Below are 23,524 nucleotides of genomic sequence, written 5' to 3'. Positions count from 1 at the left end.
TGGCAGGTTCGAAAACCTGCCAGTTGTTTATGAAAATTATCTTCCTGCCAACTCCAGTTGATAGAGCGAGTTGATGTCGGCCAGCGACAGTACTTTTTTCCAAACGCGAACTTCGTCTACATCGCCTTTGAGCGCTGCGTTCCATGCCTCAGAATTGGTTCCGTTTGCCACCGACGGTGTGGCACCGATCATAGGGTGCGTCGGTTGGAAAAAGTCCATAGGCATGGCGTCGCCATTGTTGCGGCTTTCCCACGCAGAGTTCGAAATTTTCACGCCATTTACGTAAATTCTGTTATTGGCTGTGCTTCCGTCGTAAACGTATACGATGTGCGCCCACTGACCACCAATTTTGTTCGGGTTCCAAGTATGGGTGTCGTCCATCCAACTTTCTTGCTTGATCATGTTGATACAATCGCCGTTAAAATCGGTGACCCCATCAGGCATCGCAAAGTGGAACTCGGCTTTGATTTGGATCGAGTCGCTTGAAACCAAACCGTGCGTGTTTCCAAACAACGCCAAATTACCGATGTTGGTGTTTGGACCACCTGAAAATGCGACTATCGGCGAAATATTACTTGGCCCACCATCGACCAATTTGGTATTGCTGATTTTTGCCCAGCAGCTAATGGTGATGCTACCTTCTGGAGAATTCAACGCTGGAATTGACGGATAATCCAAAAATCCTGTATTGAAGCTTGCCGCCTGTCCTTTGATACCTGACACCCACGACGTGTTTTGCGTGTTGTTAGGCGCTGTGTTGGACTTGCTTTCGGTTCCGTTTCCGTTCAATGGCCAATACGCCAATAGATCAGCTGCACCTACCTCGTCAGCGGAATAATAGCCGCCAATCGGAGGAAGCTGGGTGAAGCCGTTGTTGTTGTCGTCGTCTGAACAACTTACCAACCCGATGCCCAATGCAGCGGTTAAAGCGAAACCTGTTAATTTCATTGTTTTCATAATGTTAATGTTTAAATTTAAGATTAAGTTAATTATTGATATTTAATGTTTAATATCCATTGTTTTGCGCAAGACGCCCGCCGCTGGCTATCACTTGATTCAGAGGAATGGGAAATACTTCGTTGACACCCAGCGTAAAGGTCTTGCCGTTTGCCGTCATCGCCGCCTGGGCCTGTCCTGTACGAACCAAATCAAACCAACGGTCGTGTTCCATCGCCATTTCCAGACGTCGTTCCTTGAATATCGCCTGCAATGTGATAGCGGCCAAGTCGTCGAGGCCGGCACGATCTCGCAAACGGTTGATTTGCGTGAGGGCTTCGCCGGTGTTGCCGATCCTGAATCCTGCTTCGGCCCTAATCAATAGGATTTCACTGAACTTAAGAATACGTAGGTTTTTTGCGGTTACGCCTTTATTGCCGTCCCAATCCTCGGCTATACTGCTCTGGTATGCTTTGTAGTTGTATCTCGGATTGGTCCAGGTTGTTGGTGCGATAAATCCGTCCCATAAGGTAGACGGGACAAACATAATTGTAGCCTCACGACGTAAATCGCCTGGCTCATAAGCGTTTGAAAGGCTTTCGGACGGCGTATTAAAGCCCCATCCCAAATCGGGTGTTCCACGTGGGCCCTGCACGTTGGTATAATCTTGAATCCCGTTGGTCAAAGTTGCTTGGACCTCAAAAACCGATTCCACACCATTCTCGCCCGTTTGTCTCCAAACTTCAGCGTAGCTCAGCAAAAGGTCATACTGCCCTGAAGTCATGACTTCGCCTGCCATATCAAATGCTTGTTGGTATTTCCCTTGATACAGATAGGCTTTGGCCAAAAGCCCTTGCGCAGCTCCTTTGGTGACCCGTCCCATATCGCTTGGCGCGTACTGCGATTTGAGTGGCAATCTGTCGACGGCATCCTCTAAATCGATTTCTATCTGGGCGTAGGTTTCTTCCTTGGTCTTTCGCGTATAGACAATACTGTTGACCGCTTCTGTATCGTTGATGTCGATTTCGCTGGTAATGATTGGCACACCTCCAAAGCAACGTACCAGATCAAAATACCACAGCGCGCGCATGAACTTGACCTCTCCGATCAACCGGCTTTTTAACACAGGGTCAATTGTAAATTGGTCGAGGTAGAACAGGGCTTTGTTGGCCCTCCCTATTCCTTGGTAACGCGCCTTCCAGACGTCGTCGAACGAAGTGCTTGACGAGATGAAATCCAGTGCGTCAAGTCTATTTTTGTCGGATCCGCTGTCTCCGGGCGTCGAACCTTTATCGGCATCATCACTGGTAATACTCGACACCCCTATCCAAGAAAAACCATGCATATTGTATTCTAGATTCTTGTTGTAGACGCCGTTAACCAATTGCTTGGCGTTATCGGGGTTGTTCAGAAAGTCGGCCAGACTCACTTTGTCTTGCGGGCTGACTTCAAGGTCGCTCTCACACGAGCTTAGCAAAGCACAAAAGAAAAGTACTTTGACCAAAAAAATATAGTTGATTTTTTTCATGGCTTTGGGTTTAGAAACTGACATTGGCTCCCACGAGGAATGTTTTGTTGGTTGGATAAGCATCGAGCTCAATCCCCGCAGTACGCAATGGATTGGCATTCTCGTTGCCAACAATCTCCGGCGAATAGCCCGAGTACTCGGTAAACAGGAACGGATTGACCGCCGTGACATACAAACGTACTTTGTCCAGTTTGTCGAACATTTTTGGCAAAGTATAGCCCAACGTTATGTTGTTGATCCTCAAGAAGGAACCGTCTTCGATGTAGTAGGTTGACGCTCTTGGCACGTCATTGTTAGGTTTTGGATTTTCGGCGTTCGGATTAGAAGGCGTCCAAAAATCATCGAGGATATCATATTCAATGTTCTCACCTCCAAAGCGCTGTGCCTTTTTACCATTGTATATTTTATTCCCGCTTACCCCGTAGGCATCGGCAGAAAAATCGATATTGCGGTAGGTGAAACCGATATTGAATCCGTAAGTCACATCGGGAATATAACTTCCAGCGTTGATTCGATCGTCGCTTGTCAAACGCCCATCACCATTGGTGTCACGATAGGTAGGTACGCCTCCCGAATCGTAACCGGTTTGCTCAAATACATAAAAACTACCCAGCGGCTCGCCCAACTTGACCAATTTCGTAAACTCGCCGTTGCCCAAGCTTCCGCTCCCTGAAAAATTCTGAAAATAGGGACTGTCTATCTTGCTTACCTCATTTTTGTTCTTGGAGAGATTTCCGCCGATATAATAGGTGAAATTATCACCAATCTTGCCGTCCCAACGCAAGGTCAATTCGATGCCTTTGTTTGTAATTTCGCCAGAATTGACGTACGATTCGCCTTCAGACAAAACATAAGGGACCTGTACTGGTAAAATTAAATTTTCTGACTTGCGATTGTAGTAATCAAATGTACCTGTTAGACGGTTTTCGAGTAGCCCGAAATCAATACCTAAATCCAACTCGTTCATTGATTCCCATGTCAGGTTAGGGTCGACCGCCGCATCGATATAAGATCCCGGGTTGATCACTTGCCCATTCCCGAACGGATAGTTGACATTTGGCGTAAAAGAAGTAAAATTGAAAGATGGGCCATTTCCGTTACCCAATTCCCCATAACCTCCCCGTAATTTCAGGTTGGTAACTATTTTCGAATCGCGTAGGAACGCTTCGTTGCTAACAACCCATCCTGCAGAAACCGACGGGAATACAGCCCATTTTTTGTCGCCTTGAAAGGAGCTGATTCCTTCCCGACGCACAATACCCGTCAACAGATAACGCTCAAGGAATTCGTATTCGACCCTTCCGAAATAGGCCAACGAAACGATTGGCGTCAAATGATTGTTTGTGATCAAACTCTTGGGCGCGACTTCTTCATTACTCGATGAGAAATCCAAATACCAGTAATTTCTTTGCTCCGGTACATTATAGCGCATGACCCGTAAGTACTCGTCGTTGTCGCGTGTAGTCCTTGAAATACCTGCAACCACAGTAAGCGCGTGCTTCTCCCATTCCTTTTTATAAGTAAGATAGTTGTCCCAGTTCCAGTCGAACTCCTCGCCACGTGTCTGCGAAAGCGAGTTAACCGGCGCCCCACTCTGTGTCGTTGCATAGTCGCTTGCATCTTCTGTAGGGTTTTGCGACAGCCATATTTCCCTTGTCGGGACAAACGAGTAGGCCTTATACCATTTTGCCGTCGATCCGAAACTCGAGGTAAAAGTCAGGTCCTTATACAGTTTTATTTCGGCCGCAACATTAGCAGTCAACGTAAACAGACGACTTTTATCATGTGTGTTGGTCAACTGCGCGACTGGATTGCCGACGTTGTTGTACTTGTTATAGGCCGTACCGTTCAGATCGTTTTGCCCCGTTGCAAGATTGACCAATGGCACGCCCCACCTACCGTTCGGATAACGGACCGGCATAATAGGCGACTGTTTGTAGGCATTGGTAAAAGCACTCAGCGGCTTTGGCGTCCCGTGTTCTATTGAACCATTTACAAAATGCGAAATCTTTACTTTGTCATCTACAAGTTTGTACTCATTCCGATTGATGAAATTGGTACGCTTGTATTCGGTTCCCAACAAAATACCGCTTTCTGTGTAATGGCTTACGCCAAAACTGAAATTTGTTTTCTCGGTCGCGCCAGTAATCGAGACCGAATTATTGGTAACCTCTCCTTTTCGGGTTATTTCCTCAAACCAATCTGTACTGTAGGGCTGGCTGTTCATATTAAAGTAATCTGCATCACCCAAAGCCGAATTGTTGTAATAGGAGAACCGATAAGAATCGGCCATCTTTACTTTCTTCAACACATCCTTTTGCCCAAAGTAGCTGTCGTAAGAGACTTTGATATCACCTTGCTTACCTCGCTTTGTGGTAACAATCACGACGCCGTTGGCTCCTTTTTGACCATAAATGGCCAAGGATGACGCATCTTTCAAAATATTGATACTTTCTATGTCGTTCGGGCTGATGCCGTTCAAACCATAGGCTTCAACACCGTTTATAATGTACAATGGATCCCGGCTATTGAGAATGGTTCCCAATCCGCGAATTCTTATCGACGGTGCAGCGCCTGGCTCATCGTTGGCAACAATGTTGACCCCCGCCGCCTTACCTTGAATTGCTTGGACAGCCGACTGCGCGGGCGTCTTGACAATGTCTGCCGACTTGATCAACGACACCGACCCGGTAATGCTTCCCAATTTTCGCGTACCGTAACCCACGACCACTACTTCGTTGAGTTTGTTTTCTTCTTCGGGCATCGAAACGGCCATATTTGCCGATGCGGGAAGGCTTTGCGTGACGTACCCAATCATCGTGAATGTCAGCCCCTCGCCTGCTGCGGCGTCGATGCTGAACTTTCCGTCAAAATCGGTGACAGCCGACTTGCCCGTAGCGCTATTTATGTTGACGCCAGGCAGCGGCAAACCCGTTTTGTCGGATACCGTACCGCTTATTTGTTGGCCAAAAGCGGTAATCGGGCCCAAACAGAACAGGAAAACCAATAGGATTACTTTCTTCATTTGTTTGAATTGCGTTAGAGTTAGTTGTACCAAATTAGGAAATTACAACGTTGTAGTTGCAAACGCACATTCATTCACAACTACATCATTAAAATACCCTATCTAAATTACTAATTAACAGCTAATTGAGTTAAAATAGCAATGTTAAAATGCAGCAATGATGTAGTAATGATGAGTTTAAGAATCTGTTAATTATATCGTTTTCGTAACCGTTCCGGTTAGATCGAAAGCATAAATTTGTACAGATTATCTTCGGCAGACAAGCCGAGCTTCTTGCGCAGACGGTAGCGGTGCAATTCGACGCCCCTGAAAGAGATGTTCATCAGCGGGGCAATTTCCTTTGAAGAAAGGTTCATTTTAAGGTAAATGCACAGCTTGATGTCCTTGGCGGTAAGCTGCGGGTATTTTGAGGTAACGCTTGATATGAATCCCTGGTGGATTTGACTCAGGTTGTTTTCGAAAACCTCCCATTCATGCCTGTTGATCGAATTGATCTTGATAGCTTTGAGGACCTCGGCCTTCAGTCGCGCGATATCGTCTTCGCTTTCAAGAATTTGACGGATGTTCTCGATCATCTCGCCTTGCTTGGCGATCGACAAAGACTTACCCGCAACCTCCGAGGATTTGGTTTGCAACTCGAGTTCGAGGATGTGCTTTTCGTATTCCTGGATGTTGAGCTCGTTTTCGGTCTTGATCTCAAGCTCCCGGATTTTTTGCTGGTGACGCAACTCCTCTTCCTTAAGTTGCAGCTTTTGCAGGTAACGCATCTTGTTCCAGCGGTAATAAAGGAAGAAGCTGCCCGAAACCGCTAAAATGTAGACCAGTACCATCCAAATCGAAAAATACCAAGGGTTCTTGACGTCGAACCTGTAATCCGACACCTTGGCGAATATCTTCCCATCGAACCGGTAAAACTCCAGGTGCTGCTCGCCTGCCCCAAGGTTGTTCAAGGTCAAATGCCCGTTGCGGATCCTATTGAATTCTTTTGCGCCGTTGAGCGTATAGAAAAAGTCTTGTTGCGCCTGCCCATACACCCCAGAAACTACATCGATGTCTATCGGCTGGTTGTAAGCCACCCTCGTATCGGCGGTAATTAGACTGTTGTTGTAAAACCCCTCGATTACGGGTTTTGGCGCCGCACCCTGCTTGCGGCTGAGCATATAAGACAGAAATCCGTCGTCGAGATTGACGAAAATTTCATTGCCGTTTTTAAAAACCCGCGAATCTTCGGGCATGAGCTTTCCTTGGTAGTATTTCTCAGGAATCAGTTCCCAGACAAACTCACTCCCTTCTTGCGACACCACATACAGCAATCCGCCGTTGAGGATCATGAAATGGTTGTCGTCTATCGTCAAAATATCTGAAATATCGGGAAACGATTTGTTGAACAGCGGATCGCGCTCGAGCTTGCCCGCAATCGAATTATAAGTATACCAAACCTTGTCTATCAAGAACAAAACCTCGTTCTTGTAATGAAACAGTTTAACGCTAAAATCATTCAAAATGCCATTGGACTGCGACACATTCTCGACTTTTTTGGTCTTGAAACGATCGTCATAAGTGATGCGGTACAAACTGCGGTAATTGTCGGCCGCCCAAAGTTCGCCCCGCTTGGTTTGAGCGATATTCCGGATGGGCTTGGTCAAACCCTCGAGCGGCATCGGATTCGAAAAATCGCCATTGCGATACACCGACACCCCCGAATAATGGGCCTGGAAAAAAGCATCCTCGACTTCGCTCTTGAGCAATTTCCAGCCGCCGCTGATACCGTTGGCTTTGCTTACCCGTCCATCGTTGTACACCAGCGTCCCGTCGTTGTGGCCGATGACGTAGCCGGTGTCGGCCGCATAAATGTCCCAAGCCTGTCCTTGCGAGGCGGGCACGGCCGACAAACTGTTCCCCGAATACGAAAAAACACCGTGGTTGGTTGCAAACACATACCCTCCAGGCGTAGTAGACATCGCGTACACCGATCCCAAAACACCCGACTGATCGGTGAAAACGCCGATCGAAGAATTGATCTCGACATGCGCGATGCCGTTGTCAAGCCCAAGCCAGAGGTCGTTTTCGCCGTCCTGTAAAACCGAAAGCACCGCGTTGTTCTTGATGGCATTGGTGCGGTTGATCGAACGATAGGATTGATCTGTTAGGTCGACCAGGTAAAGGCCCTGCTGCGCTGTACCGATGGCCAACTTGTTGTTGCCGACAAACTTGGCGGTCAGTATGATTTCTGATTTTAACCTACTGTTCAACAGATGGTTCCATGCAACGAGCTGATTTCCAGATTCAACAAAAACACCGTTGGCCCTTGTAAATACGTAGCGCTTCCCGCCTTGCTTTTCGATGTGGTGGATGATGTCGTTGTCGACCGCCGACCAGCCCTGCAAGCGTTCGAACGTCTTCGCTTGCATCAGGTAGATGCCTTTGCGCACCGAACCCACATAGATGTCGTCGTCTACCAGATAACAGTAGGAAATCTGGAACGGGAACCTGACTTTCTCGATCCGCTGCCGGTCGTAAATGAACAATTCGTTGAAAGACTGAAAATAGATGCGCCCATCATTGGTAAAAATCTTCCAAATTTCTTCGTTGGCCGATCGGCCCGAAAACAAATTCTTGCCCGCGCTAAGCGAAACATAGCGCATTTTGCCCCCTTTGCGCTCCCAATACCCAAACTCTTTGTAAGAACCGCAGTAGATTTTGTCGCCGATGGCCGCCACCGCCCTGATAATGGTGCGGTTGGGCATCGTATACTTCTCCCATTTGACGCCGTTGTAACGCAACAAATAGTGGTTGTTGGCAAAATAGAGCGCGTGGTCGGCACCTTGTGCGATGCTCCAGTTTTGGTTGTCGCCCTGGTATTCCGTCTTGGTGAAATTCTCTACAAAAGGCAATAATTCCTGCGCCCTGAGGCCCAGCGTAAACACGGTGCAGAAAAGGATTTGCGCGACAATCTTCAAGCGATACGATTTTTCTCAAATATAGCGAGATTTCGCCACGTGGCAAATGTGCATAAAAAATGCTTCCGAAGAAGCATCTTGTTTACTTGCCGTCGGCGTAGTCCTGCAGGTAGGCGAACCTTTCGGTAAGCTGTCCGTTCTCGGTGATTTTCGCGCGGGCCAGGATACCGTCTTTGTCGCCATTGAAAAATGCAGGAATTACATGTTCCATAAACATTTGGCCAAAGCCTTCGCTCGCGTCGCGCGGCAACTCGCACGGCAGGTTGTCTACTGCCATGACGACGATGGCCCCGGGATGGAACACATCGACTTCGGCATCTTTAGACGCGAGATAGCCATACAGCGGATCGGCAATCGTAGAAGCCTTGATCGTACAGGCAATCGGGCCGTCTACGTCGCAGGTGATGTCGGCCACGACCTTGATCTTGCAATCGGGCGCGCGCAGCATTTCGCGGGTCAGGATCACGGGTGCGTCGTTGGCATAAAAATGCCCGGTCATGAAAATATCGGACACTTTCGTAAATCGTTCAAAATCTGACGTGTATGCGGTTGGATTTTCGTAAAAATCTTCCTTCGACGAAGGCTTCCCGTCGAGACGTTTGTTGTAATCGAGCGTGTCGAGCTGTACATAGACCGGCGACGAATAAATCTTGGACAGGTAATCTTCGACCGACACCTGTTTGATTTTCATCGCATCGAGCATTTCCTTGGCGCCGTTGGCCACCTTGCCATGTCCGGTCAGGACAATTTTGACGGGCGGAAGCGTTTGTCTTTTGAGTTTTTCGATGAGCGCGGCACGGCCAGAAAGCGACTCGGCTTTGGGCAAATTGAACAGTTCGAACTTGATCCCGAACGCGCGTATGCCGTTGTAGGCGCCCACGATTCCGGCGTAACGCCCAAACCCAATAAGCCTTTTGTAGTTCTTGTCTACGATGGTTTCGTGGTCGTACAAATCGATGTTCTTGTCGAGCATGGCGCGCAGCAACTTCTGGTTGTGCGGCTGTTTTTTGATCGTATGCGAAAAGAAAAAATACTTTTTATTGGGAATCAGCGCGTCTACCGGCACTTCCTTGACGCCAAACAACACGTCGCAATCGCTGACGTCTTTGGTGACCTCGAGGCCAAGGTTGGCGTATTCCTCGTCGGTAAAAAACCGGATGTCTGAACTTTCGACTTTGATTTGGGCCTCGGGATATTGCGCCTGCAAACGGGCAAGTTCCTCGGGGGTAAAAACGACCCTGCGGTCTGGTGGCGTTTTGCGTTCTTTGATGATTCCGAACTTCATGGATAAGCAGCAATTTTTTGTACGGTGCCAAATGTACTTTTTACGACAATGTTTTCAAAACTTTTGCGTTAAAAATAACTTGGCTACTAGTTCTTGAAAACCAACGATTTGATGGAAATAGTTAATAAATATTGTAAAATCGTTAACAAAACCGACAATCGACGCGCAATTTGTTTGGTTATATTTGCTTTAAAGCAACGCAACAATGACAGTAAAACCAACGATACACTACCTTTATATAGCACTTCTTTTCCTCGTGACGGGCTGTTCGAACCAGGAACGGTCTGACGAAGACAACGCCCAAACCAACGCCAAGATTTATCCGTGGATGAAGCCGTCTACGGTGAAATACCCAACGTTGACCAAGGCCTACAAAAACGACAAAAAGGCGGCTGTGGAACGGTTTTGCGACAAGTATTTCCGCAACGAAAACAACAGCGTCAGCCTGCTTGTGGCCAAAAACGGCCAAATCATCTATGAGCGTTACCAAGGCGACGCCGACAAGATCGAAGGCACCAAAATTACACCCGACACGCCGTTGCACATCGCTTCGGTGAGCAAGGTGTTTACGGCCACCGCCATTATGTTGCTCGTAGAGAAAGGCAAGATTGGATTAGATCAAAAAGTAAGCTCGATCCTGCCCGAATTCCCGTTTACCGAAATCTCGGTCCGCAACCTGCTCAGCCACCGCAGCGGTTTGCGCAATTATGCCTATTTCATCGAAGACAAAGGCGTTTGGGATTTGCACCAAACCATCACCAACCAGGACATCCTGAACCTTTTTACCGAAAAGGACATCAAATGCGACTGCCCTGCCGACACGCGGTTTTGCTATTGTAACACCAACTATGCGATGCTCGCGCTGGTGATCGAAAAAGTCACGGGCATGAAATACCCCGAGGCGATGAAAACCATGATATTCGAACCGCTCGAGATGAACGATACCTATGTGTTCGAATACGAGAAAGACCGCAAAACGGCCGTCCCGTCTTACAAGGGCAACATGGAAATAGGGCTCGACCACCTGGATGCGGTATATGGCGACAAGAACATCTACTCTACCCCGCGCGACATCCTCAAGTTCGATTTGGCGCGTACGGCCCCGACTTTTTTGAACGCCAAGCTGCGCGCCGAGATGTACAAAGGCTACAGCTACGAGCGCAAGGGCGAAAAAAACTACGGCCTTGGGTTCAGGATGTATGAATGGGACAGCGGGCAGAAATTCTATTTCCACAATGGGTGGTGGCACGGCAGCACGTCGTCGTATATTTCGTTGATGAAGGACAATGTGACGATCATTGCGCTGTCGAACAAATTCACGCGCAACACTTATGCGGTGCGCAAGTTGGCGCCGTTGTTTGGGGATTATCCGTTTGAGTTTGGGGATGAGGATTAATTTTAGAAATTCCAAATTCCAAATTCCAAATTCCAAATTCCAAATTCCAAATTCCAAACGACTGCGTGAGGGATTGCAGCGAAAATCCTTTTGTGGAATGCAATGGAACAAAAGATTGCAGCGGAAAGCCCGACGGCGGCCAATTTTTTTCTTGATTGCGCAGAACCTCAACCGCCGGCACGCCCCAAAACTTTATCTTGCGATTAACAACCAAATCTCATTTTTCCCACTATATTTGCAGTCCAAATTTTGGAATTTGTTTTTTTTGGAATTTGGAATTTGGAATTTAATACTGGGGTCGACTGGTTTTGACAGCAAGATCAATTGAACCGTAAGCACGTCGAGAAGCGCGACAGATTCTCGTTAATCCATAGTCGCAACACTTTTAAACGGCGAAAATAACTACGCTTTAGCTGCATAATCCGAATTATAGTAAGATAATGCCACGTCTGTACAAGGTACAGAAGCTGGATTCTTCGCGGAAGCCTTGGTTTGTGGCGGCCGATCACGAGGAACCGTAAAAATAAACCTAGGATTGGCCTTGCCTTGCGGCCTTTCTGACATCTTAAGAGGCTAAGCGTTTTGTGGCTGCTCCCGGCCAGGCAGGACGTCGAAAAAACAATCGGGAGATAAACGTGTAGAAAGCGCTTTGGTTGCTTGTTTGGACCCGGGTTCGATTCCCGGCGACTCCACAAAAATCCGCAAATCAACAATGGTTTGCGGATTTTTTTTAGAACATCCTGACCAATCCGATGCCCAGCGTCTTCCCGTCATAAGTCGGGCTGAACAACGTGGTGGTTTTCTTTTCCTTCCCGAACAGTTTTTTCGACAAATACGGATTGACCCAGTACGCGATTTTTGTACTCAAGATCCCGATTCCGGCGCCCGCGGCCACGTCGGTGAGCCAATGGCGGTTGTTGTACATGCGGAACAATCCGGTTCCCGTGGCCACGGCATAACCCGCGACACCATACCAAATCGACTGGTCTTTGTATTCCTGGTACATCATTTCGGCACCGGCAAAGGCGGTGGCGGTGTGCCCTGATGGGAACGAATTCTTGGAAGTGCCATCGGGACGTTCGATTTTTGTACCGGATTTGAGCCCGAGCACGGTTCCCGACAGAATTAGATAGGAAGTTGCCAAAATGACGCTCCGGTCGCGCAGGCTGTGTTTGGCCTTGACGCCCATCCAATCGAGCGCAAAGACCGACGCCGCCGGGGCGTATTGGCTGAAATCGTCGATGGTTAGTTTTTCGTCGATGTCCTCGGTGACTTCGGCCCTGATTTGGGTGTTGAATGATTTGATCTGGTCGCTTTCGATGCCGATCAAGCCATAGCCGATCAGCGCCGCGGGAATCGCAAGCGCCTTGTAATTGAATTTGGGTTTGCCGACCGAATCCAGCGCAGTAGAATCTTTGACCGTTGCGTCTTGCGCGTGGCCGTTAAACGACAACAAAAAAAGGACGGGAATGGCGAAAATAAGCTTCATGTTCCGAATATTTAGGGGTGAAGTAATTTTGCGTCATACGGGCTTTATTTGTTGATTTTTAAAAGATTGAATGAATCAGATTTTATTAATTATACAATAGGAACGACCACGCGCAAAGCCTTGTGCAAAACATCGATGGTCAATTTGTTGGTCTTGAGGTTGTGGAATTCGCCGTCGATCTGTACATCCATGTAAATGGTTTCTTGTTGCTCCAAAACCAAATTGGTAAATGTGGTGTGTGTGCTTTTTGAAAATCGTTTGGTCTTTTTCGAAAGCACCGAATAACCGAGTTGCAGTTTGCGGAAAAGCGAAATTTGCGGTACCAGCAACAAATCCAGCTTGCCGTCGTTGAGCTTGGCCTCGGGCGTGAGCGACATTCCATAACCCATTTCGTTCGAGTTCGAGACAAACAGCAAAAATGGCATTTGGCTGTCGATTTGGTTGTTGTACGCCAGCATGGTTTGGCGCGGGGCAAACCTGAAACTCTCGCGCAGTGTGGCTGCGATATACGCCGAAAGCGTGCGCTTGCCCGTGCGCTCGTAGCGTTTGATGATTTTCGCATCGACCCCGATTCCCATGTTGCTGAAAAAATAGCGCTGATTTACTTTGCCCACGTCGATGAACGCGACCGTCCCGTTTTTGATCGTATCAAGCGCTGCGGGTACCGATTGCGGAATCCCAAGATTCGACGCCAAACCGTTTCCCGATCCCACCGGCACGATGGCCAATTTGATCACGCTGTCCACCAAACCAGACGCCACTTCACTGATTGTCCCGTCGCCACCGCACGCCACGATACAATCGGGATGCAGCTTGATGATCGATTCGGTCAGTGTTTTTGCGTGGCCTTTGTGTTTGGTATAGTCGACGGCAATCCGGTATTCCGATTCGGGAAAAAATTGCCGCAGCATGGTTTCGCCGAGGTGGTGTTTGCCGTTGCCCGAAATCGGGTTGACGATGAAATGCAAATAGGTCATTGGAGCAATTTATTGGTGAACAGATAATCGGCGGTTTGGTACCAGGCGATGGTTTCTTCGAAAAAGTCGGGCTGGATTGGTTTGGATTTTAGGCTGTTGTCGGCCTTGTTCCATTGGTAAAACGACTGCTTTTTCTGGTCGGACAAAATCATGACCTCACGGCCTTTCATCAACACCAATTTGCGGTAGGTCCCCAACAGCGCGCGCGGCTCGAAAGCCGGATCAAGCACATCGGCACCAAAAAAATCCGATTCATAATTCCAGTGAAACAAACCGAACAACGTCGGCCACAAATCAATCTGCGAGCACAACTTGTCGATTTTCCGATTCGCGACAGGCATATTGACGATAAACGCTGGAATGTGGTAATTGGCCACGTCAATCTCGTCTTTTCCCGCGCTGCTCGCGCAATGGTCGGCAACCACGACAAAAACGGTGTTCTTGAACCACGGCTTGCCTTGTGCCTTTTTGAACATTTCACGCAGCGCAAAATCGGTGTACTGTACCGCACCTTCCCTACTCATGCCGGGCGGAATCGAAACCTTTCCGTCGGGGTACGTAAACGGCCGGTGGTTAGACGTGGTCATCACGAAGTTGAAAAACGGCTCGTGGTTTTGGTAATGCGCATCGGCTACCTTGATCATTTTGTTGAAAATGTCTTCGTCGCAAATGCCCCACGCGTTTTCGAAGGTGACTTCGTTATCGTCGACGTTGCGGCGCGTGGTGTTGATGTCATCGCTGAGCACACTGCCGCGCCCGCGGTCATAGATATTGAAGCCGTTGCCGCCAAAATAGGAATTCATGTTGTCGAAATAGCCGTCGCCGCCGTAGAAGAAATTGCATTGGTATTGGCGCTTCCTGAACACATTACTGACGGTGTACAGGTTGTGGTTGTCGGGCCGCTTGACGATGCTTTGTCCAGGCGTCGGCGGAATGCACAACGTGACCGCCTCCATCCCACGGACGGTGCGTGTTCCGGTGGCATACATATTTTCGAAAAAGACGCTTTTTTGCGCAAGGCTGTCCAAGAATGGCGTGATGTTTTGCTGGTTGCCGAATTCTTTGAGGAAACTCGCGCTCAGGCTTTCGACCAAGACAAACACCACATTCTTTTTTTCTTCGGACGGCAAACCGTCGGTGATCGTGCGGTGCACTGAAAATCCTTCACGGCTGTAACGGCTGTTGGCCCTGCCCAATTTTTGGCGGACGATGGCGAATGCTTTTTCGTTGTCGATCGTGGTGTAAAATTCGCTGTACTTCATCTGGTTGTTGCGGAACGCGGCAAAAAACGAATAAATGCCCGATTTCGAAATCTCGGAATTGTAGCGGTTAGGCGACCATTCGGCATCGGCATTGGACACCAATGCGACGTAAAGCGCCGAAACCACCAACGTCACCGCCAGGAACAAGCCGCGGCTGCGCAAAGAAAGCGGGTTCGAAAAGGCCTCGGCGAACGCCCTTCGTCTGTAAAAAACATACAAAACCACTACCGTCACGAGCAGCACGCCGCCAATCAAAAGCGGCAACGGATACGATTCCTGGATGTTCGAAACGACTTCGTGCGTGTAAATCAAATAATCGACGGCGATGAAGTTGAACCGCGTGCGGAATTCGTCCCAAAAGGTAAGCTCGGCAAAAAAAGCAAACACCAGCACAAAAATCGTGAGCGCGGTAAAAAACCAAATCAGGATTTTGTCGACCAGGCTGCCGACCCAACGATTGGGCAGCAACACATAGTACAAAATGCCCGCGACGCTGATGAAAACCACCGTTCCCAAATCATAGAAAATCCCGGTAAACAGTGTGCGCAGGACGGCAATCGCGTTCCACGAAACGTCGTCATACTGCCACGCCAGCAAAGCCAAACGCAGCAACGTCGCGGTCGCCAAAAACCAAATCACGAAATGAAAAAGCACTGAAAACCGCTTCAAATTGCCAAACGAACGATACATAGTACAAAGGATTATGCGCAAAGATTGCCGCGCGATTTTGAATTAAATTTGAATTCGCAAAAAATCAGAATTTATAGTTGTAGCCCAGCCGAATTACCTGTGTTTCATTGTAATCGGCACTGGTGTAGCGAAAACCGTCTGCGTTGATTTCGCGTTTGGTCACGAGCGTATTGAGCACGTCGTTGGCATTGACAAACACTTCGCCCTTGCCTTTTTGCACCGATTTCTTCAAACCCAAATCGATCGAAAACCGCTGCCCGATCTTGCCCTGCGGAATGATGTCGGGCGCGAGCCACACCGCCGAGAGTTGCCCCGTAAGCGTTTTGGAAAAATGGAAGGTATTGTTGCTTTTGACGTTGCCCGAAACGATTTCTTCGCGTTTGGCGGTAAAGGTCGTGGGCGTCGGATACAGGTTGGTGACCGTAAACGGATCGATGACGTTGTGGTACACATTGCCGCTCAGGTTCATCGCATACCAGCCGATTTTTTTCGAGAAGATCACTTCAGATCCCGTGCTGTAACTTTCGTCGGCGTTCTGGAACACCGCATAAATCACGTTGCTGCCGGGCGCGGTCGTGGCGATGCGCGTGATGGTCTGGTCGACCGATTTGTTGTAAAGCGACACAAACAGATAGCCATCGGCCAGGTTGCGCTTGTATCCGAGTTCGAACGAATTGGTGAACTGCGGCCGCAATGCCGGATTGCCGACCTTGATGATTTCAGCGTCGTCATACTTGGGAAAAATCCGGATGTCGACTTCATTCGGTCGGTCGACGCGGCGGTTGTAAAACACAGACAATTTGTTGTGGTCATTGAATTTGTAGGCAAAACGGATGTTCGGGAACGGCTCGGAATAGTCGTAACCATCGGTTTTGTACACGGGATGGTTCGGATTGACCTCGTAGCGCAGTTTGATGTATTCCATGCGCAATCCCAGCTCGGCTTCGACCTTGTTGCTCTCGAAAACGTAGTTTCCGTAAACCGCAGGAATGATTTCCTTGTAGGTAGCCGCGCCGCCCGCACTGGCATCCAACGGCGAATTGAGCCCCTGGAAAAACTGCATATTGGTCGGGATTTCACGGTTGCGCAACTTTACGCCCAACTCGAAACGCCCATATTTGAACGGCTTGACGTAATCAAAATTGAAATCGACGACTTTTTCGTCAGACAGCAGCTTGAACGAATCCTTTCCCGCATATGCCGGCAGGATGTTGTCGAAAAAATACTTTTCGTCCTCGCGGTGAAACGTATAATTCACGCCGGTGTTGAACAAATGCCCAGGCTGCGCGAATTTGTGCTGCCACGAAAGCGTCGCCATCGCGGTGATCTTGAGCTCGTCCTCGAGGAATTGCCAAAGCCTGAGCCGCTGGCTGTAATCGGCGTTGAAGAAAGGCTCGTCGCCGTTGTCGGTGATCTTTTCGCTGCCGAACATTCCCGAAACCGTTACGGTGTTGTGCTCGTTGTAATTCCAATCGGCGCCGGTTTTGACGGTCGTAAAATGCGTGTCGCGGTTGCGCTTGGTTTGTTGGTGGATGACCGTGCCGTCGTCATAGGTGCGCGTCACGAATTCATTCTTGTTCAAGGTTTCGGTATACAGGTAATCGCCTTGAAAAAACAGGTTGACTTTACCTTTGCGGTAGTTCAACGCCAACGTCGGATTGATTTTGGGCGTCAATTGGTACTGCGGACGAATGTTCGGCAGATTGGCCTTGCGCTCCCAAAGCGACCCAAATCCCGAAGCAATCCCGGCCTTTCCGTTGATGCCCGCCTGCTTTTCTTTTTTGTATACGATGTTGACGATGCCCGCATTACCGTTGGCATCGAACTTGGCCGACGGGTTGTTGATGATTTCAATTTTTTCGATCGCCGACGCCGGAATGTTGTCGAGCCCAGTTTGGTTGCCAAAGCCCGTCATCGCAGTCTGTTTGCCATCGATGAGCACCGTAACCTTGTCGTTGCCGCGCAACTGCAATTTGCCGGCCTGCACCGTCACGCCGGGCAAATTGGCCATCGCCTGCAACACCGATCCGCCGCTTTGTGCGATTTGGTCGGCCACGGCAAACGTCTTTTTGTCCATTTTGGCGCTCACCGTTTCTTGTTTGCTTGCAATGACGACTTCATCGAGCGCGTTGACCTGCTCGCCCATTTCGATGGTGCCCAGATCGAGGAATTCGGTCAGCGAGCCCACGAAGATTTTTTGCGTGTGTTTTTGGTAGCCGATGATTGCTGTTTCTACTACATAATTTCCCGCGGTAGCCACCTTAAGGCTAAAACGGCCGGTTTCATCGCTGACGGTGCCTTGAATGGGCGCGCCGTCTGGGGCTTGCAAAGTGACGCTTACGTAAGGCAGCGCCAATTTGGACGCGCGGTCTTTAACGACACCGGAAACGGTTACGGGTTTGTTCTGCGCCGTCGCCCATCCGAAGGACAAAATAATGATTAGTAGTAGAAACGATTTGCTTTGCATTTGCCGGTAATTTTTGGCAAAGCTGCAACCCGATTTGGAAGGAAGTCTGAATTTTTAAAAACGGACGGTAAAAATGTGCCGGTCGCCTGAAAAATGGTACCCGATCGTCCAATGGTTGACCTCGACGATCTTGCGCACTATGGCCAGCCCAAGCCCGTTGCCCTTGCCCGACGGATTGATTTTGGCAAACCGGTTAAACATCCGTTCGGCATCGAGCGCGGTACCGATTCCGGTGTTCGCAAACGAAAGCGCGCCATCATCGAGCGTGATGTGGATGGCCCCGTTTTCAATATTGTGTCGGATCGCGTTGATGAACAAGTTGTTGACCAATACGTCGAACAGTATCGGATTGGCCTTGACCGTTACCGGACGGGTGTTGTCGAACGCCACGCGGATGCCTTTCGAAGCCGCCTGTTCGGTAAAAAATTCGAGGTTCTTGCCGAGGTATTCGTTGACGACGATCGGTTCGAGTTCGAAATAGGTTTCGTTATCGATCTTGGACAACAACAGCAAGTTTTTGTTGAGTCGGTTCAGGCGCGAAACGTCCTGTTCCAGCGAGGCCAGCAATTCCGACTGCTCGCGGGTCATCTGCAATTGCGACAGCGAATCGAGCTTGGTCTGGAATAACGCGAGTGGCGTTTGCAGTTCGTGCGCGGCGTTTTCGACAAATTCGCGTTGGCTTTTGAAAATGGCGACGTTCTTTTCAATCAAACGCTCGAGGCTTTTGTTGAGCCGCGTGAACTCTTCGATGTCGGTATCGGCAAACTGCGGATGATGGCTTTTGTCGAGTTCGAAATCCTGGATTTGTTTGAGCGTATCATAAAAAGGCGCCCACAACCGCGACGCCGAACGTTTCGAAAACCAGATGATGCCCGTCATCAAAAACGCGATGACCATCAAGAACATCACGGCGACGGCGATGACCATGCCTTCCATGACCACGAGGTTGTTCTTCTCGGTATACGTATATTTTTGGCCGTCGATGACGATGGGTGCCCACAATTCGCGGAACGGCTCGTATTCCTGTGAAGTCGCGTCGAAATAATCTTTGCTGAACAGCGAATCTTTTTTCAGGCCGGTGTCGGGAATGATTTCGACGCTGCGGTTGTATTGGTTCCAAAGGGCAATATCGGCGGTGCTGAATCCTTGCTCGCTGGCCTTTGCCACAAAGTCCTCCTTGTGGAAAACCAGTACCTCATCGGCTTCATAAATGTACAGGAAATGGCTCACGAAATAGAAAATCGGCGCCGAAATCAACAGGATCACGGCGGCGAGCACGAGGAAATTCCGCGTGGTTTTGTGCAAGAGTTTCTTATTCATTTTGCCATTTGTAACCGAGTCCGTAAACGGTTTGGATGTAATCCCCGCTGCCGGCCTGTGCGAGTTTTTTTTTGAGGTTTTTGATGTGGGCGTAAATGAAATCGTGGTTGTCGAGCATGTCGGCCATGTCGCCCGAGAGGTGTTCGGCGATTGCCGCCTTCGACAACACCTTGTTCTGGTTCCCGATCAAAAACAACAACAAATCTATCTCTTTTTTGGTAATGTCGAGCCTTGCGCCTTTGACGCTGACCGTTTTGGCGAGCACATCGACGGTGATTTCGTTGAACGACACCGTATTGCTGCCCTGGAAATTCTTCCTGCGCACGAGCGCCTGGATCCGGACGAGCAATTCGGCCAAATGGAACGGCTTGGTCAGGTAATCGTCGGCGCCGAGGTTGAAGCCTTCGAGTCGCGTTTCTAGATTTTCCTTGGCAGAGATAATGATGACGCCTTCCGTTTTGTTGGTGCGCTTCAATTCCTTGAGGATGTCGAAGCCGTCGCCGTCGGGCAGCATCAAATCGAGCAGGATGCAATCGTAGTCGTACAGGCCGATCTTGGATAGCGCCTCGCTGGTGGTCGTTGCGGTTTCACATTGGACGCCATTGGGTTTAAAATACGCCTTGATGCTCGAGGCGATGGCCGTTTCGTCTTCGATGATGAGGATTTTCATGTTGCAATTTACCAATTCATTTTTGATTGACGACGCGACTTTTCCGCGTCGTCGCCACATTTTGATTTTGGTGCGAAACAATGGTCCGATTTTGAATAAAATTGGAATTCCGCTGTAGGAAATGGTCCGAAATCGATGTTTTTATAAGAAATTTCAGCTACGAAAACGTTTGCGCCAACTTAACATTACTACAACAAACCACAACAAAAGCCAAAAATTGGAACGAACAAAAAACTGTTTTTCGCCTTGTAATTCCAGCTTCGACAGGCATTCGCGGCTGTATGGTTTTTATCACACCGATGCACATGCGATGTCAGCCAACAAATAATATTTTTATTAACCGTAATTCCCGATTTATGAAAAAATCATTTGGACATTCGATAAGGACAGCCTTATTCACCATTCTGCTCGCGACAGGACTCAATGCCAGCGCACAAATCCTTACCAACGGCGATTTTGAAGCCGGCGACAGCGGCAACGGATTCTTCGTACACGACTACACCGTAATCAACCCGGTTACGGGCACCAGCACGCCCGGTTTGTACGCGCGCACGACCAATCCCGCGCTCATGAATTCGACCTACATTGCCCAAGGCGACCACACTACGGGCACGGGCAACATGCTCGTCTTTGACGGATCTACGCTCGCCAACCGCTTTTTCTGGACCACGGGCAATACAGGCGGCGCTATCGGCGGATTCACGGCGGGAACCACCTATACGTTCAGCTTTTGGATCAGGTCGGTATCGAACGAAGTGACTTCGGACGATGCGACACGTGCCAGCATCGGCCTTTTCTTTGTCAACGCCAACAACATCAACCCCGCCAACCAAAACTTCCTCGCGCCGCTTCCCGACGAAGGTTGGGTGCACATCCAATATTCTTTCGTGGCGACGGCCGATAACGTCATGGTACGTTTAAAGACCAACAATCCCGGGCCTATCGGCAATGATTTTGCGGTCGACGATTTTTCGATCACCGAAGGCGGATTGGATCTCGAAGGATCGTACACGTTCAGCCATCCCACCTGCCCCGACAGCAACGACGGCACCGTCACGGTAAGTCTGGTGGGCGGTATGCTGCCTTATTCTGCGTATACTTTGACGGGATCGGCCAGCCAAACCAACAACACGGGTGTATTTACCGGACTGGACGAAGGAACCTACAACATCAGCGTCACCGATGCTGCCGGAACCCCATACACCCAAACCGGCATTGTGCTGGCCGCCCCGAATCCATTGGTGGTGGGCGCACCGGCAAACATCTGCCCGGGCGGGACGGCCGCGCTATCGGCTTCGGGCGGAACGGGGTCGTACACCTGGACGGCCAGTCCGCCCGACGCTTCGATCACCAACCCCAACGCGGCGTCGCAAACGGTAAGTCCTTTGGTGACCACGACCTATACGGTGACTTCGGGTTCGTTATCGTCGCCGGTCAATTTGATCGAAAACGGCGACTTTTCGCAGGGCGATGCGTTGTTCACGACCCAATACATGTATGTGGCCGATCCGAATCCGTTTGGCGTACAGGCGGCCTACAGTGTCGTGACCAATCCTGCGGCGTGGTTTACCGCTTTTGTGTCTTGCGGCGACCACACGACGGGCGCGGGCAACATGATCGTGTATGACGGATCGACCGACCCGACGGGCAATGTGATTGTATGGGCCAACCAAAATCCGATTGCGGTACTTCCGAACACCGACTATACTTTTTCGTACTATGTGGCCTCGGTCTCGCCCGAGAATCCCGCGCGACTCGAAGTCAAGATCAACGGTGTTTCGCAAGGAGATCCTGTACTCGCTCCGGGCGCGACCTGTTTTTGGACGCAGGTTTCCTACAACTGGAATTCGGGCGCCAACACCACGGCCAACGTGGCATTGTTCAACTTTAACTCGGCCAGCGGCGGCAATGACTTTGCGCTGGACGACATCGCCTTCAAGGAAACCGTGACCTGTTTGTACCAGGAAACGGTGACCGTGACCGTATCGGGCGGTACCGTACCCACGTTTAACGCCGTGGGGGCAATTTGTTCGGGCGATGCGCTCAATCCGCTACCGACAACTTCGCTCAACGGGGTAACCGGAACTTGGTCGCCGGCGCTCGACAACACGGCAACCACCACGTATACGTTCACGCCAACGGCAGGGCAATGCGCTTCGACAGCGACGCTTACCATTACCGTGAACCCGTCGACGGTTCCTGCGTTTACGGCCATTGCGCCGATTTGCGCGGGCGCTGTTTTGGGTCCATTGCCGACCACTTCGAACAACGGCATTGCCGGAACCTGGTCGCCTGCGCCCAACAACAATGCGACCACGACGTATACTTTTACACCCAACGCGGGTCAATGTGCCACCACCGCGACGCTTGTGATTACCGTCAATACGAACAACACCGCGCCTACCTTTACCGCCATTGCGCCGATTTGTGCAGGATCGGTTTTGACGCCGCTGCCGACGACTTCGAACAACGGCATTGCCGGAACCTGGTCGCCTGCGCTTAACAACAACGCGACCACGACGTATACTTTTACGCCCAATGCCGGGCAATGTGCCACCACCGCGACGCTCGTGATTACCGTCAATCCAAGCAACACGGTGCCTATCTTTACGGCCATTGCGCCGATTTGCGCGGGCGCTGTTTTAAGCCCATTGTCGACGACTTCGAACAACGGCATTACCGGAACCTGGTCGCCTGCGCCCAACAACAACGCGACCACGACCTATACTTTTACGCCCTACGGTGGCCAATGTGCAACACCAACGACCTTGACGATTGTGGTCAATCCGTCGACCTTGCCCACGTTTGCGCCCATCGCGGCCATTTGCGCGGGCGAAGACTTGGATCCGTTGCCGACCACCTCGAACAATGGCATTGTGGGAACCTGGTCGCCTGCGCCCAACAACAACGCAACCACGACCTATACTTTTACGCCCAATGCGGGCCAGTGTGCGACGGCCGCGACATTGACCATAGCAGTAAACGGTGCCATCGACTTTACGATAGCCGAAGGATGCAACGGGGTAAATTATACGCTGACCGCGGTGCTTGAAGGTACGTCGGGCGCGCTTTATGCGTGGTTCGACCCGTCGGGGGCGCCAATTGGAAGTGCTGCTTCGGTGGTGATTGCATCGCCGGGAATTTATGAACTGGTGGTGACGCAAAACGGCTGTAGCCAAAGGAAAACCATAAACGTGACGACCGTCTCGTGTACGATCCAAAAGGGGATATCGCCCAACAACGATGGCTTGAACGACTATTTCGACCTCGAAGGCTTTAACGTGGCGCAATTGCACATCTACAACCGTTACGGCACGGCGGTTTATGCGCAGGCCAATTACCAAAACCAATGGTACGGCCAAACCGACAATGGCGACGAATTGCCCGACGGCACCTATTATTACGTCATCGACTTTACCGATCTAAATCCAAAAACAGGTTGGATCTACCTTCACAAACAACAGTAAATACCACCTGAATTTCCTAAACAAAAAAAACCGCAACAATTGCGGTTTTTCT

At 49.9% G+C, this 23,524-nt stretch carries 13 protein-coding genes and 1 other RNA gene; 3 read left to right on the top strand and 11 right to left on the bottom strand.

Annotation, left to right across the window (positions count from 1 at the left end; all coding sequences use genetic code 11):
• Nucleotides 1-36: 36 nt before the first annotated feature.
• From BLP55_RS01440 to BLP55_RS01420, 5 genes are all read right to left on the bottom strand, one after another.
• On the bottom strand, nucleotides 37-957 hold the full coding sequence (locus BLP55_RS01440) for a LamG-like jellyroll fold domain-containing protein (protein ID WP_091140447.1): 921 nt from the start codon (nucleotides 955-957) through the stop codon (nucleotides 37-39).
• Nucleotides 958-1,006: 49 nt separating this feature from the next.
• A complete protein-coding gene (locus tag BLP55_RS01435; RefSeq protein ID WP_091140718.1) occupies nucleotides 1,007-2,464 on the bottom strand; it encodes a RagB/SusD family nutrient uptake outer membrane protein in 1,458 nt (485 codons plus the stop codon).
• A 10-nt stretch (nucleotides 2,465-2,474) separates the two neighbouring features.
• Nucleotides 2,475-5,489 (bottom strand): SusC/RagA family TonB-linked outer membrane protein, encoded by a 3,015-nt coding sequence (locus tag BLP55_RS01430; protein ID WP_091140444.1) that lies wholly within the window; start codon nucleotides 5,487-5,489, stop codon nucleotides 2,475-2,477.
• Nucleotides 5,490-5,707: 218 nt separating this feature from the next.
• Nucleotides 5,708-8,449 carry a helix-turn-helix and ligand-binding sensor domain-containing protein gene (locus BLP55_RS01425; RefSeq protein WP_244503391.1) on the bottom strand — a complete coding sequence of 914 codons (2,742 nt, stop codon included), beginning with the start codon at nucleotides 8,447-8,449 and terminating at the stop codon, nucleotides 5,708-5,710.
• 82 nt (nucleotides 8,450-8,531) lie between these two features.
• On the bottom strand, nucleotides 8,532-9,734 hold the full coding sequence (locus tag BLP55_RS01420; RefSeq protein WP_091140442.1) for an NAD(P)-dependent oxidoreductase: 1,203 nt from the start codon (nucleotides 9,732-9,734) through the stop codon (nucleotides 8,532-8,534).
• A 205-nt stretch (nucleotides 9,735-9,939) separates the two neighbouring features.
• On the opposite strand from BLP55_RS01420, the gene BLP55_RS01415 reads away from it, so the two are divergent.
• Together BLP55_RS01415 and ssrA are read left to right on the top strand one after the other, a co-directional pair.
• Nucleotides 9,940-11,130, top strand: coding sequence for a serine hydrolase domain-containing protein (locus BLP55_RS01415; protein WP_091140439.1), 1,191 nt, complete (start codon nucleotides 9,940-9,942; stop codon nucleotides 11,128-11,130).
• A gap of 294 nt (nucleotides 11,131-11,424) precedes the next feature.
• Nucleotides 11,425-11,825, top strand: a transfer-messenger RNA (tmRNA) gene (gene ssrA / locus BLP55_RS01410).
• 35 nt (nucleotides 11,826-11,860) lie between these two features.
• Here ssrA and BLP55_RS01405 read toward each other — a convergent pair.
• The 6 genes from BLP55_RS01405 to BLP55_RS01380 all read right to left on the bottom strand — a co-directional run bounded on the left by BLP55_RS01405 (nucleotide 11,861) and on the right by BLP55_RS01380 (nucleotide 20,005).
• A complete protein-coding gene (locus BLP55_RS01405) occupies nucleotides 11,861-12,619 on the bottom strand; it encodes a phosphatase PAP2 family protein (protein ID WP_091140436.1) in 759 nt (252 codons plus the stop codon).
• 89 nt (nucleotides 12,620-12,708) lie between these two features.
• On the bottom strand, nucleotides 12,709-13,596 hold the full coding sequence (locus BLP55_RS01400) for a diacylglycerol/lipid kinase family protein (RefSeq protein ID WP_091140434.1): 888 nt from the start codon (nucleotides 13,594-13,596) through the stop codon (nucleotides 12,709-12,711).
• Nucleotides 13,593-15,548 carry an LTA synthase family protein gene (locus BLP55_RS01395; protein ID WP_091140432.1) on the bottom strand — a complete coding sequence of 652 codons (1,956 nt, stop codon included), beginning with the start codon at nucleotides 15,546-15,548 and terminating at the stop codon, nucleotides 13,593-13,595. Before BLP55_RS01395 ends, BLP55_RS01400 begins: the two co-directional genes overlap by 4 nt.
• Before the next feature lie 64 nt (nucleotides 15,549-15,612).
• Complete coding sequence (locus BLP55_RS01390) at nucleotides 15,613-18,015, bottom strand: TonB-dependent receptor (protein WP_091140430.1); 2,403 nt, start codon at nucleotides 18,013-18,015, stop codon at nucleotides 15,613-15,615.
• Between the two features lie 54 nt (nucleotides 18,016-18,069).
• Entirely contained in the window at nucleotides 18,070-19,335 is a 1,266-nt protein-coding gene (porY, locus tag BLP55_RS01385; protein ID WP_091140427.1) for a sensor histidine kinase, read from the bottom strand.
• Nucleotides 19,328-20,005, bottom strand: a complete 678-nt coding sequence (locus tag BLP55_RS01380; protein ID WP_091140424.1) for a response regulator transcription factor — start codon at nucleotides 20,003-20,005, stop codon at nucleotides 19,328-19,330. Before BLP55_RS01380 ends, porY begins: the two co-directional genes overlap by 8 nt.
• 356 nt (nucleotides 20,006-20,361) lie before the next feature.
• On the opposite strand from BLP55_RS01380, the gene BLP55_RS01375 reads away from it, so the two are divergent.
• Nucleotides 20,362-23,472, top strand: coding sequence for a T9SS type B sorting domain-containing protein (locus BLP55_RS01375; protein ID WP_139149557.1), 3,111 nt, complete (start codon nucleotides 20,362-20,364; stop codon nucleotides 23,470-23,472).
• The last annotated feature ends 52 nt before the right edge of the window (nucleotides 23,473-23,524 follow it).

The sequence above is a fragment of the Flavobacterium caeni genome (genome assembly GCF_900101895.1).
In the GTDB taxonomy this organism is placed as follows: domain Bacteria; phylum Bacteroidota; class Bacteroidia; order Flavobacteriales; family Flavobacteriaceae; genus Flavobacterium; species Flavobacterium caeni.
The sequence above is the reverse complement of the archived record's forward strand: the minus strand, read 5'-3'. Positions and strand labels throughout refer to the sequence as shown.